Origin of the sequence: Marinomonas rhizomae, assembly GCF_024397855.1 — a bacterium.
GTDB lineage: Bacteria > Pseudomonadota > Gammaproteobacteria > Pseudomonadales > Marinomonadaceae > Marinomonas > Marinomonas rhizomae_A.
Genome location: NZ_CP073343.1, coordinates 462,868 through 476,577, shown reverse-complemented (window position 1 = coordinate 476,577; position 13,710 = coordinate 462,868). Strand labels below are relative to the sequence as shown.

The following is a 13,710-nucleotide window of genomic DNA, read 5'->3' as shown; positions in this document are numbered from 1 at the left end:
AATGAGGAATACTCAATGATCGAATTTTCTAACTACGACATTCTGCGCAATCTTTTGTTTGCGACACAATGGACGGTTTTATTATCACTGGCGGCGTTTATCGGTGGCACAACCGTCGCGCTTGCATTAACCGCCATGCGTTTGACGCGTAATCCAGTCATGCAGCGCATCGTAAAAATCTACGTGGAATTATTTCAAGGTACGCCATTGCTGATGCAAATGTTCTTGTGCTTTTTTGGCTTGTCCATGCTGGGCTATGAAATATCCGCTTGGGGCGCGGCGATTTTGTCGCTGACGTTTTTTACCAGCGCATTTTTAGTAGAAATCTGGCGTGGCTGTATCGACACCTTGCCGAAAGGCCAATGGGAAGCTAGCCGTTGTTTAGGATTGAGCTTTTTACAAACCTTGCGCTTTATTATCTTGCCACAAGCAATTCGTGTGGCGACGGCTCCAACAGTTGGCTTCTCGGTACAGGTTATTAAAGGCACCGCGTTGGCATCAGTAATTGGCTTTGTCGAACTGACTAAAGTTGGCACCATGTTAAACAACGCCACGTTTGAACCTTTTAAAGTCTTTACTCTCGTTGCGCTTATCTACTTCTTACTTTGTTATCCACTGTCTCTGTACAGCAAGCATCTGGAGAAAAAATTCAATGTCTCTCGTTAACTTACATCAAGTCCATAAATACTATGGCGATCATCATGTGCTGAAAGGCATTGATCTAGATATCAAAGCAGGTGAAGTGGTGTCTATCATCGGCAAAAGTGGCTCTGGTAAAAGTACACTACTGCGCTGTATTAATGGCTTGGAACATTACCAAGAAGGCGGCATTACCGTTGACGGTAAAGAAGTCACCACAGAAGACATTCAGGTGCGTCGTCTTGCACTTAGCGTCGGCATGATCTTCCAAAACTTCAACCTATTCCCACACATGACAGTGGGCGAAAACGTCATGCTTGCGCCGACAATTGTGTTGAAGAAAAGCAAAGCCGAGGCCGAGAAAACCGCACGCGCTATGTTGGAAAAAGTGGGACTGGCAGAAAAATTCGACAGTTTCCCAGAAAAGTTATCTGGCGGCCAGCAACAACGTGTTGCCATTGCCCGTGCATTAGCCATGTCACCCAAGGTATTGCTGTGTGATGAAATCACCTCGGCCCTCGACCCAGAATTAGTCGGCGAAGTATTAAAAGTACTCGAACAACTGGCGAAAGAAGGCATCACCTTAGTTCTAGTTACTCATGAAATGAATTTCGCCCGCGACGTCGGCAGCCGAGTCGTCTTCATGCACCAAGGCAAAGTCTGGGAACAAGGCGATCCAAAAACCATCTTGTCCAACCCACAAACCGATGAATTGAAGCAGTTTATTGGGGCAGTGCTTTAACTATCGTTGATAGCTAAGTAAAACCACACTCCAAAGTGTGAGTGTGGTTTTACAAAACGAAGTAATACAAACCTTCGGATGCTACAAAGAGCTCGCGAAAATAATGATACTTAGTCAAACGTCCTTAGATTGTTAGGCCTACTTAATCAGACATTTTTCAATCAATGTTAAACGGCCGACCTTCCACCAATACGCGCCCCAGATTTAAAGGCATGCGAATGATATGACCAAGCTATTAAAAATGCGATTGAAAGTAAGGCCAACAGAGACCAAGGGAAAGAGCTAACACCTACTGAATCAAGCAGTATCCCGCCAAGGATACCTCCGCAGGCAATAGCTGAATTCCATGCAACAACATTCATAGAAAGCGCCACATCAGCACCATTACCTGCAGCATCGGCCAATGCGGTTTGCAATAAGGTGGATGCGCCTCCAAAAGTGATGCCCCATACTGCGACACCGATATAGATAATTTCTGGAGATTGAGCACCAAATCCAAATATCAAAGCAATTAAAGCGAATGCTAAAAGACTTGTTAGAACGGTAGTACGTAAATAGCGGTCCACCAGCATGCCTGCAAACCAAATACCGACAAGGGCCGCAAGACCAAAGGTAAGTAGAACCAAGTCTATTCGTTCTCCAAGCCCTGCTTGCTCAACAAACGGGGCAATATAGGTATAGAGAATATTGTGGGCTAACATCCATGTCATAACCACGCAGAGTACTGGTCGTACTCCGGGACTCATGAAGACTTTCTTCAACGGTAAGCGCTCGTGAGCAGACTGTCCCGGATAGTCAGGAACCTTCGCTATCACCCAGACGATCAAGACAAGTGCCAAACCTGACATAACGCCAAATGCAGTTTGCCAACCGATAGTAGCGCCCATAAATGTGCCAAGAGGTACACCCAAAGACAAAGCAAGAGGGATACCGACCATGGCGACAGCCATTGCACGGCCTTGCTGATGGGGCTGGACCATACGGCGCGCATAACCAGCTAATAGACTCCAAGCAAGTCCAGCTGCAACACCCGCGAAGAAACGAGCAACCAATGTTAGAACATAGTTGCTTGATAAAGCGGTAACCGAGTTGAAAACGAAGAAACCGAAGATGGTCAGCAGCAGAACGTTACGCCGCTTCCAGCCACGTGTCGCAATTGTCAATGGAATGGCCGCAAGCAACGACCCCAACGCATATGCAGTTACCATTTGACCTGCCATAGCTTGGCTTATTTCCAGACCTGCACTGATCTGAGACAGCAGCCCCGCAGGCAATGTTTCAGTGACGATACAAATGAATCCGGTCATCGCCAATGCAAGCAGTGCCGACATAGGTAAGCGATCTGGATCTCCCGCATTTGCTTTATTGAGAGAATTATTCACAAAAAAACTGTCCTTTAAAAATTTGGTGGGTTACACGTTGGCACTTATGTGTCTCCGTGACGACTTATAGATCGATCGATACAAATGTATGACAAAGCACCTAACATTGTCAATAAGTTATGTATCAAGTAGTATATAAGTCATAAAAGAAATGGAGAAAGAAATGGCAAAAATGGGCAGACCTAGAACATTTGATCGCCAGAAAGCAGTTGTGCAAGCTATGCATCTTTTCTGGGAACATGGCTACGAAATGACTTCTCTAAGCCAACTAAAGGCTAATATTGGTGGAGGGATTTCTACGCCAAGCTTTTACGCTGCATTTGGCTCTAAAGAGGAATTGTTCAATGAAGCTGTACAATGTTATTTAGAAACTTATGCATGCGTAACAGACTCCCTATGGGACGACGAGATTCCACCCAGAGACGCTGTTGAGCTTGCGCTCCGTCGCTCGACAAAAATGCAATGTGAATCAGGACATCCCAAGGGATGTATGGTGTCTTTGGGGACAATGAGCGCACCCACGCCAGAGCTTACTCACGTTGTTGAACCACTTACTGCCTCGCGTTCACGAACGCTTCAAGGCTTTGTGCGATGCGTAGAACGCGCAATCGCTATGGGAGAGCTGTCCAAAAAAGCGAACGCTAAGTCTATGGGAATTTCCTTCAATAGTTTCCTGCTTGGTGTATCGATACTAGCTAGAGATGGAGTGGATGCCTCGGACCTCGACGCTTCCATTACTGAATTAATGAAACTATGGAATATCGAAGTGTGTCAGCCCAAATAGAATGTATCATTCGATAAAGAGCGCTTACAATCCCAGCTAAGTGCTTTAATCGGGTAACTAGAGTCTCTAATCCCAGTCCCTACAAATCAAGTTGATAAAAATCCATGTTTTTACCTTTAGGGTTAGGGAATAAATACGTCCAACCTGAGCGTGTATAATGACGCAATGCACGTTCATTAATCCTACTCACGCAAAGCATTGCTTTTGTACAACCAGCTTCTATCAATTGAACACAGATAAATTCTTGCAGTTTGTCTCCTAAGCCTAAACTTCGATATTCGGGAATCAAATAGATTAATTGAACATAACCAGTATCAACAGACCTAGAAAAAGATCGAAACTCCAACTGACCGATAAGCTGACTTTCGTGCCAGATATGAAAGTAATACCAACCTTTTTCTAACGTGTTTTGTCGTAACAGAGCTTCGTAGCCAATGATTGAATCTTCAAAACCAACATCCGTTCCGAAGCTGCATAAGTAAGCATCCCGTCTAAATGCCACACATTGAGAAAAGTGTGTATCGATATCAATCGGTTCAAACCTAATATCCATACCCTACTCTTAAGAATCCGCCAGAGCCGTCAGATGCTCACCCGTTAACTGATAACCTAGCCATTCACTCTTAGGCTTTGCGCCTAGTGATTCATAGAAGTCGATGGCGGGTTTATTCCAATCCAAAACATTCCATTCAAACCTACCACAGTCATTCACAACGGCAATTCCTGCCAAATGCTTTAATAATGCTTTGCCAGCGCCACTGCCTCGTTCCGACGGTGACACAAACAAGTCTTCAAGATATAGACCATGCTTTCCTAGCCATGTGGAATAGTTAAAAAAGTACACGGCAAAGCCAATTGGATTGCCACCTTTCTCACAAATGAGCGCTTTGGTAGACGAGTGCTCTGAAAAAATAGAGTCTTCAATCATCTGCTCGGTAGCCAGTACTTCATGTTCCGCTTTTTCATAAGCTGCCAATTCTTTAACAAATTTAAGAATGGTATTTGAATCTTCTCGTTTGGCTTCGCGTATTAACACTGTCATAAAAACTCCTTTTTAAACGTCTGACATAATAATAAATATGCGAAAACATGTTAGCTCTTTTGCATTAGATATCAATCTAGGAATGGATTTATGGAAGTGATAGAGCCCTATCTCGACAATTTCGCTATACGTCTTTTATGGCGCTCTTTCGCGTGCTCTCTTGCGGCGTTGTAGATGTGCATAAGCTCTTCTGCACTAACGTCGATAAAAATATCCTCCTGCTCTAGCACATGATAAAGATCTTCCATTTCAAGCAAGTGCTGTTCATGGGCTTCTTGATGGAGTGATATGTTTAAAGAAGCAGGATAACGCCTCCAGTGAAAAGCATTATTGATGATGAAAGCGAACACAAGCATCGCTAATAAATTAATCAATAATGGATACAGTAAAAATTCAAACCCCATTGCATGTATACTGCTGCCACCAATCACACACGATAACGCGGTCGACCCGCCTGGCGGGTGCAAGCAACGCAGGTAATGCATGCCGATAATCGACACGCCCACAGCGGCCGCTCCCGTCACAAAAGACGCTCCGAACGCCTGATAAAAGCCAATACCAATCAGCGCTGATATTAGATGCCCAGTAACAAAGGGCCACGGTTGAGACAAAGCACCATGGGGAATGGCGAACAATAAAACCGCACTGGCTCCAATAGAAGCAACCACCAATAATGAATCCGGCAGAGATAAAAACAGGCTCGATAAATAGTAAACACTAACTAATGCGAGACAAGCTGTCATACCTGATAAAAAGCGTTCAAAGTGAGAAGTTTTATTGGTTTCAATACCAATAAATAGAGCAATATTACGACAACATGAGAGGAACATTTCTTGAATGAGGCCTTACAAAAATAAATAACGATTTCAAACAACTAAAGCGATCTGTAGTGTTTTCCTAGTAACGGCGCCATTTTAGTGATTAAAATAGCCTCATGTATAACGAATTTAAATGAGGATTAAGTGCAATATAATTGCATTTAAAATAAAGATGGATATTGAGCAAGCCAGAACATTTCTCGAAATTATTCACGCGGGTACTTTTGCCAAGGCTGCAGCACGTCTACACGTGACTCAAACAACAGTAACAGCCCGAGTTCAAGCTCTGGAGTCATCCTTAGATTGCCGTTTATTTGTGCGTAATAGAGCCGGTGCTAAGCTAACCAAAAGTGGGGAAGCCTTTGTGACTCCTGCGAAAAATATGATGGAAGCTTGGGAACAAGCGAAGCAGCTCTGTGGCATTTCAGATTATCAGGCTCAGCAAACCTTGAGGATCGGTGGGGAGATAAGTCTGTGGAACCCGATACTGATCGACTGGCTACTGGCAATGAGTGACGACATGCCTCACTTAGTCATCAACAGCCAAGTGACGACTACCGACAGTTTGTATCAATCCCTACAGAAACAAGAAGTAGATGCCATTATTGTCCACAGTCCACGCTATTTACCCGGTTTAATCGTCGAACAGATCGTGGAGGAAAAACTCATTCACGTCGTCTCAAAGCAGCGAAAAACACCGGATTTATTTATTGAATGGGGGGAAGAGTTCACCCTGCAGTTTGATCGTTGCGTCCCTTTTAATCGCCGAGCAGCGATGCAATTTTCGCTTGGACCTATGGCGCTCAAATACATGTTAGCAAAAGGCGGAAACGGCTATTTCCGCACACGAGTGGTTGATCGATATTTGCAAGAAGGACGGTTACACAAGGTAAAAGGCGCAGCCGAATTTACTTACCCTATTTACCTTGTATCTCACAAAAACACTACGCTGCCTGACGGCTTCGAACAGGCAAAAAAGATATTGTTAGACAGCATGAAAAATGTCTCAAGTTGGGCGATTTAACGCATAACTTTTAAGACTGCAATTCACGTCTTGGTGATCCAACCCAAATACCGATGACCAAGACCATTCACCAGGGTTAAGAACAAAACCATAACTGAGCGTTAAGCCAGATTCGATTTTGATGTCGCCAAGTCCGGCATCGTTTTGATCGGTAATAACATAATGTTCGCTGACCACTTCATCACCGGCGATCAATTTTTCTGCGACCTTGTCGGAGTAGATAAGCAGTCGAATGGGCTCTGCCGACTGAATCCCAATGCTGTCGCCACTGAAATCCCCCGCGGCGAGTCGAATGGGAGCAGAAACACAGGTTGCTTGGTCTTCTTGTCGGTTACTTTTCTTGGAGATCAGCACACCTTTTCCTGCGATACCTCGAAGTTGCAACAAAGTCCCAACTTTCGGCGAGTCAATGTAGACAACCGCTTTTAGGCTCTCGGTAGTCGCCAGATGATCTTTATCCGCACTCTCCAACTCACTGCTGCAGGCTGAAATAGACAAAAGCAGTAAGATTGCGCATAACATGGTGGATAAGTGGGGGAAGTTATTAACATCTTTCATGTTTCGCTCCTATTTATAGCATGGCGTTGTTTTGTGGATAATTGCCAAAATCCTTGTTCGACTCACTTGGTAAGGCCAATAGCACCAGCAAAACAAGCATGCCTATAGCAGGCACCAAGACCACCAGCAACCACCAGGCCGAACGGTTCGTGTCATGCAATCTACGCACAGTCAAAGACAGCATAGGTAAGAAAACCAACAAGCTATAAAGCGCCTCTATCTTCCATGTCGATTGAGAGACTATTTCCAATACAACAAACACAACCGAGATCAAACAGTTCACCAAAAAGAACATCCAAAATGCTTTTAGCGACGCTCGTCCAGAAAATTGCGCATAACGCTTCCACGCATCAAAATACCAGTTCATACTTTTCTCCTTTGATTAACCCAAAGAGTTATTGAAGGCTTAAAGTACGTTGCGAAAGAAAGATTCGCGTCCTAAATCAGGTTTAAGGACGTTCTTGATAAGGATCTAGGACATAATAAAGATCTGAGCAGTAAAAGATGGAGCCAAAATGATCGCTATTCCCTTACCTTTTGTGGTTGCCTTGCTGTTAGCTATTTTGGCTGGCGTGTTGTTTTTTCGTCGCGAAGAAACCACACCGTCAGCGTTCGTTTTTATTGCTTTGTGTGCGCTAACAACGACCGTCGTTGGTCTACGTTGGACCTTTGATTATTCTTTATTCCGTCTGATTCAGCCTATCTTGGCTGCTTGTATTCCCGTTACTGCTTGGTACTGTTTTTCAAGTGCTCATCAGCGCCATAAATTTAAAGTTTGGCATTTTTTACCGCCTATTTTAGTTACCTTGGCGTCTTTCAGTTATCCATTTTGGCGACCACCTTTGGACCCAATGTTAACGCTGCTTTATGTGAGCTATGGCATTGCATTGATTCGCGCCTCATTTAAAACATCAAACCTACCTGAACAAGTGCGTTTATCCGACATCGACAACGCCTTAAAAGCCGAACGCATCGCCGGTAGTATTCTCTTAATGTCTGCTATGATTGATGGTGCTTTAGCTGTCGATTTTTCTTTTTTTGCTGGCGAGCATGCACTGATAATTCTAGCTATTGGCCATGCGGTCTTACTACCCATGCTGTCAGTTGCCGTTATTATGATGAGCCTAAGTATTGCGCCCAATATCCATGACTCGCCAAGCAAAGATGAACAAACAGACCTTATAGAAGAACCAAAAGACAAGCCTCAGCATCCATTAACCGACGATGAGGTGAAAGACATAATTCACAAAATAGATGTGTTGCTGAGTACCAAAGAAGTGTTTCTTGATCCAGACCTAACGCTTGATAGACTCGCTAGAAAAGCCTGTATTCCAGCGCGTCAAATCTCCGCTGCCATCAATCAAGTTTACGGTCGCAACATTTCACAAGTAGTGAATGAATACCGTATTGAACGCGCCAAAGCACTGCTGCTATCCACCGACAAAGCCATTACCCAGATTTATATGGATTCTGGCTTTCAAACGAAGTCTAACTTCCATCGAGAGTTTTCGCGCGTGACACAACAAACACCGAGCGCCTTTCGGCGCGCTAACATGAAGAGTTAAGAATCCTGGATAAATCGAATGATGTCTTGATACATCACCTGATGAAGTTCATCTCGTGACCTATCATTGCCGTCTTGACAAACAATGCCATCGCCTGGATTTTCCTCTTCGATCAAATCAATGGCACCGGGCTTACAAAGCTGCATAAAGCTAAAGTGCGCGGCGTCTAGGTAGACAATGTATTGACGCTTATTTTTGGGGATATATTGGGCGAGAAAGCCGGATTCTTCTGCTTGAGGTAAATCACCAATATCGACATCGGCCGCAAGGATTAAAGTTGGAGCGGTTAAACTCTGTAAGCTCTGGCGTGACAAACTACGTGCCAAGCCCAAGTCTAACGACACTACTCGCTTGATTCGCGAGTCTTGCAAACTGCCCGTTGGTTCGCCCACTTGCACTTTATCTAGGCCAAGTTCCGCCCTCAAACCGCACACGCGAGGACTCGCTTTCAGGCTGCATTCTTGCTTCAACTGATCACGATCAAATTGCGCACCCGCTAGCAACATCACGGTCCAGCCGCCCAATGAGTGGCCAATGGCGGTAACGTTATTAGCGTCGATATTTGGCAATAGGTAAGACTCCTCCAACAACCAATCTAACAAGCGCGATAAATCACCTGCACGCTGCCACCACTGAGCCGCCGCTTGCGCAGAATGATCAAACGACGTTGTACCAGGATGATCAATCGATGCCACGACATAACCATCTTGCGCCAATTTTGTCGCGAGCCAATTCTGATTACGCCAATTGCCACGATAACCATGAGAAATCACTACCAGCGGAAACTTACCCGCCTGAGGCGTTCCCACTCGTACTACATTGGTTCCCAAAAACGCAGCATTTGCCGCAACTTTTTCAGTGGGAAAGATCGTCTGTGATGGATACCACACACTGGCTTTTAACGGCCTATCGCTGTCTATATATAACTGAACCTGATCAAAACCCACCGAATAGGTAGAAGCATTCACAGCCCAGCAGCTGACTAATAAAACAAAACACGCAAACCGTTTCATGATGATATTTCCTTTCAAAGTGCATTTAAAAGAAGTCACTATGAAAGGAAAACATTGGTAAAGCGTCCTAAAACAGGATTAAGGACGTTATGATGAGTAAATGATCGGCGCTAATGCCTGCCAGAATGCTTCAGGAATAGATTCTTCATACCAAGCTATATTTTGTATAACTCGATCTTCATTAGTCATGCCAATTAGCACAGATTTCACACAATCATAACGTAATGCGTATTGAATCGCGGCCGCCTGTAGCGAGACATCAAATTGATCACAAATAGATTCTATGGCAATGACTTTATCGACAATGTCTTTAGGCGCTTCACCATAGAAATAATGGCCTAAATTTTTAGAGCCTTTGGCTAGAATGCCAGAATTAAACGGCGCGGCGGCAATAAGAGAAACATTATTCTTGCTACATTTGTCAGTAAAGGTATGCGTAATATCGTTGTTTAATAAGGTAAAACAATTGGCAACCATAAAGCAATCAAACTGGGCGTGATTCATGGCTTGATCGCATATTTGCCATTCGTTCACACCTAAACCAATATTGCGCACTAAACCTTGATCACGTAATTCCATCATCGCTCTAAAGCCACCCTCAATGGCTTGTTGAAAATACATGACGTGCTGTTCTTTATGAGTCAGCTCACCTATATCATGCATTAACAGCATATCAATATGGCTCACGCCAAGCCGCTGAAGAGAGTCTTCGAAGGATCGCATAACGCCATCGTAGGTATAATTGTATTCACGATCAAAAGGGCTTGCGCCAACAAAGCCGTCTGCTTCTTTTTGATCTACTTTGCAGTCCGGATGCAGCAATCTTCCCACTTTTGTGGATAGGAAAATATCTTGGTGTAGCGTTTCGCCAAGAGCCAAGCCTAAACGACGCTCTGAGAGGCCGGCGCCATAATGAGGAGCGGTATCAAAGTACTGAACACCTAACTCACTCGCTTTAAGAACGGCACCACAGATATTCTCGTAAGACACCGGACGAAATAAATTACCTGCGCCGGCACAACCAAACCCTATTTCTGTAATAGAGGAACCACTGCTGTTTATTATTCTTGTTTTCATTGCTTACTCACTTAATCACAACTCCTTGCACCCACAGGGTTCACAAGGAGTTGAGTTGCCATATGAATATTGGTGCTGTTGAATCTAAGCCTTAACGACTTTCTGACATTGCACACCGAGCTTATCAATGCCAAGCTTCATTTCTTCACCACCTTTTAGATAAATTGGCGGATTGAAACCCAAACCTACACCCGGTGGCGTACCAGTTGAAATAATATCGCCCGGTTGCAAGCTCATATATCGGCTGCAATAAGCAATCAAATGAGGCACTTTAAATACCATGGTTGATGTCGAGCCATTTTGGTAACGTTTACCATCGATTTCTAACCAGATTCCAAGATCATTGAAGTCACCGACTTCATCTGGGGTTACTAACCAAGGTCCCGTTGGACCAAAGGTGTCGCAGCCTTTCCCTTTGTCCCAAGTGCCTGTTCCCTCAAGCTGGAATGCACGCTCTGACACATCATTGATCACACAAAAACCCGCAACGTGCTTCATTGCATCAGCTTCTGCAATGTCACTGCCGCCTTCGCCAATAACGATACCTAATTCCACTTCCCAATCGGTTTTTTCAGAGCCTTTTGGAATTTTCACATCATCATTTGGCCCAACAATCGCCGACGTCCATTTATTGAAAATAACAGGCTCTGCAGGAACAGGCATGCCAGATTCGGCAGCATGATCGGCATAATTCAAGCCAATACAAATAAACTTACCCACATTGGACACACAAGCCCCGAGACGCAGATCTTCTTGCGGTACGCCATCGACCAAAGGCAAGCTATCAATATCTAAGGTGTTTAACTCTTTCATGCTTGCTAAGCTTAGATGCTCATCAGATAAATCTGGAATGACTGACGACAAATCACGAACTCGACCGTTATCATCAAGTAAACCTGGCTTTTCTTTCCCTAGTGGCCCAAAGCGAACTAATTTCATTGTTTTCTCCTATCGGTAAAAAATGCTGTGGTGAATAAGAGATTCACCACAGCATAGAGTTTTTATTTATATAGAACTGCAGCGATTTTTGGATCGTCGATGTTTTTAGCCGTGTAATAATAGAAGCCTGTGTCGATAATTTTTGGCACCTTTTCACCCTTGATGGTTTTAACCGCTGCTTTCACAGTTTCATAACCAATACCGATTGGGTTCTGTGTAATAGCACCAGCCATCAAACCACTACGAATCGCATTCATCTGAGCTGTACCTGAATCAAAGCCGATAATGACAAGATCTTTAGCTTTAGACTCACGGGCCGCATTTACCACGCCGACAGCAGAACCTTCATTGGTACCAAACATACCGGCTAGCTTTGGATAAGAGGTCAGAATTGCACGAGCAACTTCCGTTGATTTCAGTTGATCGCCATCACCGTATTGAACGGTAACCACGTCAATATTTGGATGAGCTTCTTTCATGCGTTTTAGAAAGCCATCACGGCGATCAATGCCTGTTGTCCCTGTTTGACTGTGAGCCACAACAGCGACTTGTCCTTTATTACCAATCAACTCAGCCATTTTGTCTGCCGCTAATGCAGAAGCTGCCAAGTTATCCGTCGTTGCTGTTGTTACTGGAATATCACTTTCCACTCCACTATCGAACGCAACAATTGGAATACCGGCTTTTTGTGCTTTACGTAACAGAGGAATAGCCGCTTGGCTATCTAAAGCAGCAAAACCAATGGCATCGGGTTTATTGGCTAATGCCGCGGCTAACATATCAATCTGGCGATCCACTTGTGCTTCCGTATCAGGCCCTTCAAATGTAACGCGTACGTTGAATTCTTTTGCAGCCTGATCGGCACCTTGTTTCACAGCTTGCCAAAACTGATGCTGAAACCCTTTTGAAATCAGTGGAATATATGGCTGGTCATCTGCTTGCACAAAAGATGACGCTGCCATAATAGTAACAGCACTGATAAGACCTACTAATTTGCGACGTGACAACATGTCCGTTCCTCCGTTATGTTGTTATTTTCGAGGTTTGCTTTTTATTGTTGTGGCGATATGCCACCGATTATTTCTAACTCTTATTACCTTACATTGCCTTATTTAGACTTTTGACGGCGCATCATATCGGCGTAAACTGCTAAGATAATGATGATACCGGTGACAACAGTCTGCCATTCTTGTGCAACAGACAGTACGCGTAAGCCGTTCGTTAATACCGCCATAATGAGTGCACCGATTAGTGTACCGATTATCGTTCCACGCCCACCTGACAAAGATGTACCACCAATGACTACAGCGGCAATCGCTTCCAATTCATAACCAAGACCAAGGGCGGGTTGAGCCGAGTTCAAACGTGACGAAATCAAAATCCCAGCAATACCACAAATACCACCCGCTACCGCATAAATCGCAATTTTCCAAAAGTCCGTATTCACACCAGATAAACGTACAGCCTCTTCATTAGAACCAATACCGAAGCAATAACGACCTAGAATGGTTTTACTCAATACGTAACTCGCCACACCAGCAACAATGAACAGAATCAACACACCGTTTGGAATAGGTAGAAAAGGTAAGACTTCACCAATTAGGGAACCACGCGAAATCTCGTCAAAACCTGGCGTGTTATTGAAGTAAATAGGGCGCGCACCGCTTACCACCAATGACAAACCTTTTAAAATCAGCATCATGCCCAATGTGGCAATAAAAGGTGGAATCTTCATCTTGGCAACAAAAGAGCCAGAGCAGAAACCACAAAATGCACCTGCTAGAATGGCACCAAGCACACCAATTGGCAGTGGCAAATTCATATTGGTTAACAGTACACCAGCAACTACAGCGGTGAATGTCATCAAGGTTCCGACAGACAAATCAATACCGCCGGAGATAATTACTAACGTGGCTGCCACAGCTAGAACGCCATTAACAGACGTCGCTTGCAGAATCGCCAGCATATTCGATGTCTGCATAAAATTCGGGGAAGCGATAGAAAACACGATCAATAATACGATCAAACTCGCAAAGGCGAGCACTCGCTGATGTGCTGACATTTTTATCAACTTACTGATAAGACTTGGTGATGCCTTTTGGCTTTCGGTTATCATTATTTTTCTCT

The 13,710-nt window shown here is 44.3% G+C and carries 16 protein-coding genes; 5 read left to right on the top strand and 11 right to left on the bottom strand.

The window, feature by feature from the left end; genetic code table 11:
• The first annotated feature begins 15 nt into the window (after positions 1-15).
• Positions 16-666, top strand: coding sequence for an amino acid ABC transporter permease (locus KDW99_RS02125; protein ID WP_255827687.1), 651 nt, complete (start codon positions 16-18; stop codon positions 664-666).
• Positions 653-1,381, top strand: a complete 729-nt coding sequence (locus KDW99_RS02120; protein ID WP_255827686.1) for an amino acid ABC transporter ATP-binding protein — start codon at positions 653-655, stop codon at positions 1,379-1,381. Before KDW99_RS02125 ends, KDW99_RS02120 begins: the two co-directional genes overlap by 14 nt.
• Before the next feature lie 167 nt (positions 1,382-1,548).
• Here the strand turns inward: KDW99_RS02120 and KDW99_RS02115 are convergent, their stop codons facing one another.
• On the bottom strand, positions 1,549-2,763 hold the full coding sequence (locus KDW99_RS02115; protein WP_255827685.1) for an MFS transporter: 1,215 nt from the start codon (positions 2,761-2,763) through the stop codon (positions 1,549-1,551).
• Positions 2,764-2,926: 163 nt separating this feature from the next.
• Between KDW99_RS02115 and KDW99_RS02110 the strand changes: the two genes are divergently transcribed.
• Complete coding sequence (locus KDW99_RS02110) at positions 2,927-3,547, top strand: TetR/AcrR family transcriptional regulator (RefSeq protein ID WP_255827684.1); 621 nt, start codon at positions 2,927-2,929, stop codon at positions 3,545-3,547.
• A gap of 79 nt (positions 3,548-3,626) precedes the next feature.
• Here KDW99_RS02110 and KDW99_RS02105 read toward each other — a convergent pair whose 3' ends face one another.
• The 3 genes from KDW99_RS02105 to KDW99_RS02095 all read right to left on the bottom strand — a co-directional run bounded on the left by KDW99_RS02105 (position 3,627) and on the right by KDW99_RS02095 (position 5,419).
• Positions 3,627-4,100, bottom strand: coding sequence for a GNAT family N-acetyltransferase (locus tag KDW99_RS02105; protein ID WP_255827683.1), 474 nt, complete (start codon positions 4,098-4,100; stop codon positions 3,627-3,629).
• Between the two features lie 9 nt (positions 4,101-4,109).
• A complete protein-coding gene (locus tag KDW99_RS02100; RefSeq protein ID WP_255827682.1) occupies positions 4,110-4,589 on the bottom strand; it encodes a GNAT family N-acetyltransferase in 480 nt (159 codons plus the stop codon).
• A gap of 107 nt (positions 4,590-4,696) precedes the next feature.
• Positions 4,697-5,419: an HPP family protein gene (locus KDW99_RS02095; protein ID WP_255827681.1), complete on the bottom strand. Its 723-nt coding sequence runs from the start codon at positions 5,417-5,419 to the stop codon at positions 4,697-4,699.
• A gap of 160 nt (positions 5,420-5,579) precedes the next feature.
• On the opposite strand from KDW99_RS02095, the gene KDW99_RS02090 reads away from it, so the two are divergent.
• Positions 5,580-6,431, top strand: a complete 852-nt coding sequence (locus KDW99_RS02090) for a LysR family transcriptional regulator (protein ID WP_255827680.1) — start codon at positions 5,580-5,582, stop codon at positions 6,429-6,431.
• Here KDW99_RS02090 and KDW99_RS02085 read toward each other — a convergent pair.
• Together KDW99_RS02085 and KDW99_RS02080 are read right to left on the bottom strand one after the other, a co-directional pair.
• Positions 6,414-6,989: a hypothetical protein gene (locus KDW99_RS02085; protein WP_255827679.1), complete on the bottom strand. Its 576-nt coding sequence runs from the start codon at positions 6,987-6,989 to the stop codon at positions 6,414-6,416. The genes KDW99_RS02090 and KDW99_RS02085 overlap by 18 nt on opposite strands.
• Positions 6,990-7,002: 13 nt before the next feature.
• Entirely contained in the window at positions 7,003-7,356 is a 354-nt protein-coding gene (locus KDW99_RS02080) for a DUF805 domain-containing protein (protein ID WP_255827678.1), read from the bottom strand.
• 148 nt (positions 7,357-7,504) lie between these two features.
• Here KDW99_RS02080 and KDW99_RS02075 point away from each other — a divergent pair, with 148 nt between their 5' ends.
• Entirely contained in the window at positions 7,505-8,554 is a 1,050-nt protein-coding gene (locus KDW99_RS02075; protein ID WP_255827677.1) for a helix-turn-helix domain-containing protein, read from the top strand.
• On the opposite strand, the gene KDW99_RS02070 is transcribed toward KDW99_RS02075, so the two are convergent.
• The 5 genes from KDW99_RS02070 to KDW99_RS02050 form a co-directional block, all read right to left on the bottom strand.
• Positions 8,551-9,567 carry an alpha/beta hydrolase family protein gene (locus tag KDW99_RS02070; RefSeq protein ID WP_255827676.1) on the bottom strand — a complete coding sequence of 339 codons (1,017 nt, stop codon included), beginning with the start codon at positions 9,565-9,567 and terminating at the stop codon, positions 8,551-8,553. The two genes, KDW99_RS02075 and KDW99_RS02070, sit on opposite strands and share 4 nt — an antisense overlap.
• A gap of 87 nt (positions 9,568-9,654) precedes the next feature.
• On the bottom strand, positions 9,655-10,644 hold the full coding sequence (locus tag KDW99_RS02065) for an aldo/keto reductase (protein WP_255827675.1): 990 nt from the start codon (positions 10,642-10,644) through the stop codon (positions 9,655-9,657).
• A gap of 84 nt (positions 10,645-10,728) precedes the next feature.
• The gene (locus tag KDW99_RS02060; protein WP_255827674.1) at positions 10,729-11,583 is read right to left on the bottom strand and encodes a fumarylacetoacetate hydrolase family protein; all 855 of its coding nucleotides are present in this window, start codon (positions 11,581-11,583) and stop codon (positions 10,729-10,731) included.
• Positions 11,584-11,645: 62 nt separating this feature from the next.
• On the bottom strand, positions 11,646-12,593 hold the full coding sequence (locus KDW99_RS02055; protein ID WP_255827673.1) for an ABC transporter substrate-binding protein: 948 nt from the start codon (positions 12,591-12,593) through the stop codon (positions 11,646-11,648).
• A 98-nt stretch (positions 12,594-12,691) separates the two neighbouring features.
• Positions 12,692-13,699, bottom strand: a complete 1,008-nt coding sequence (locus tag KDW99_RS02050; protein WP_219701727.1) for an ABC transporter permease — start codon at positions 13,697-13,699, stop codon at positions 12,692-12,694.
• Positions 13,700-13,710: the final 11 nt, after the last annotated feature.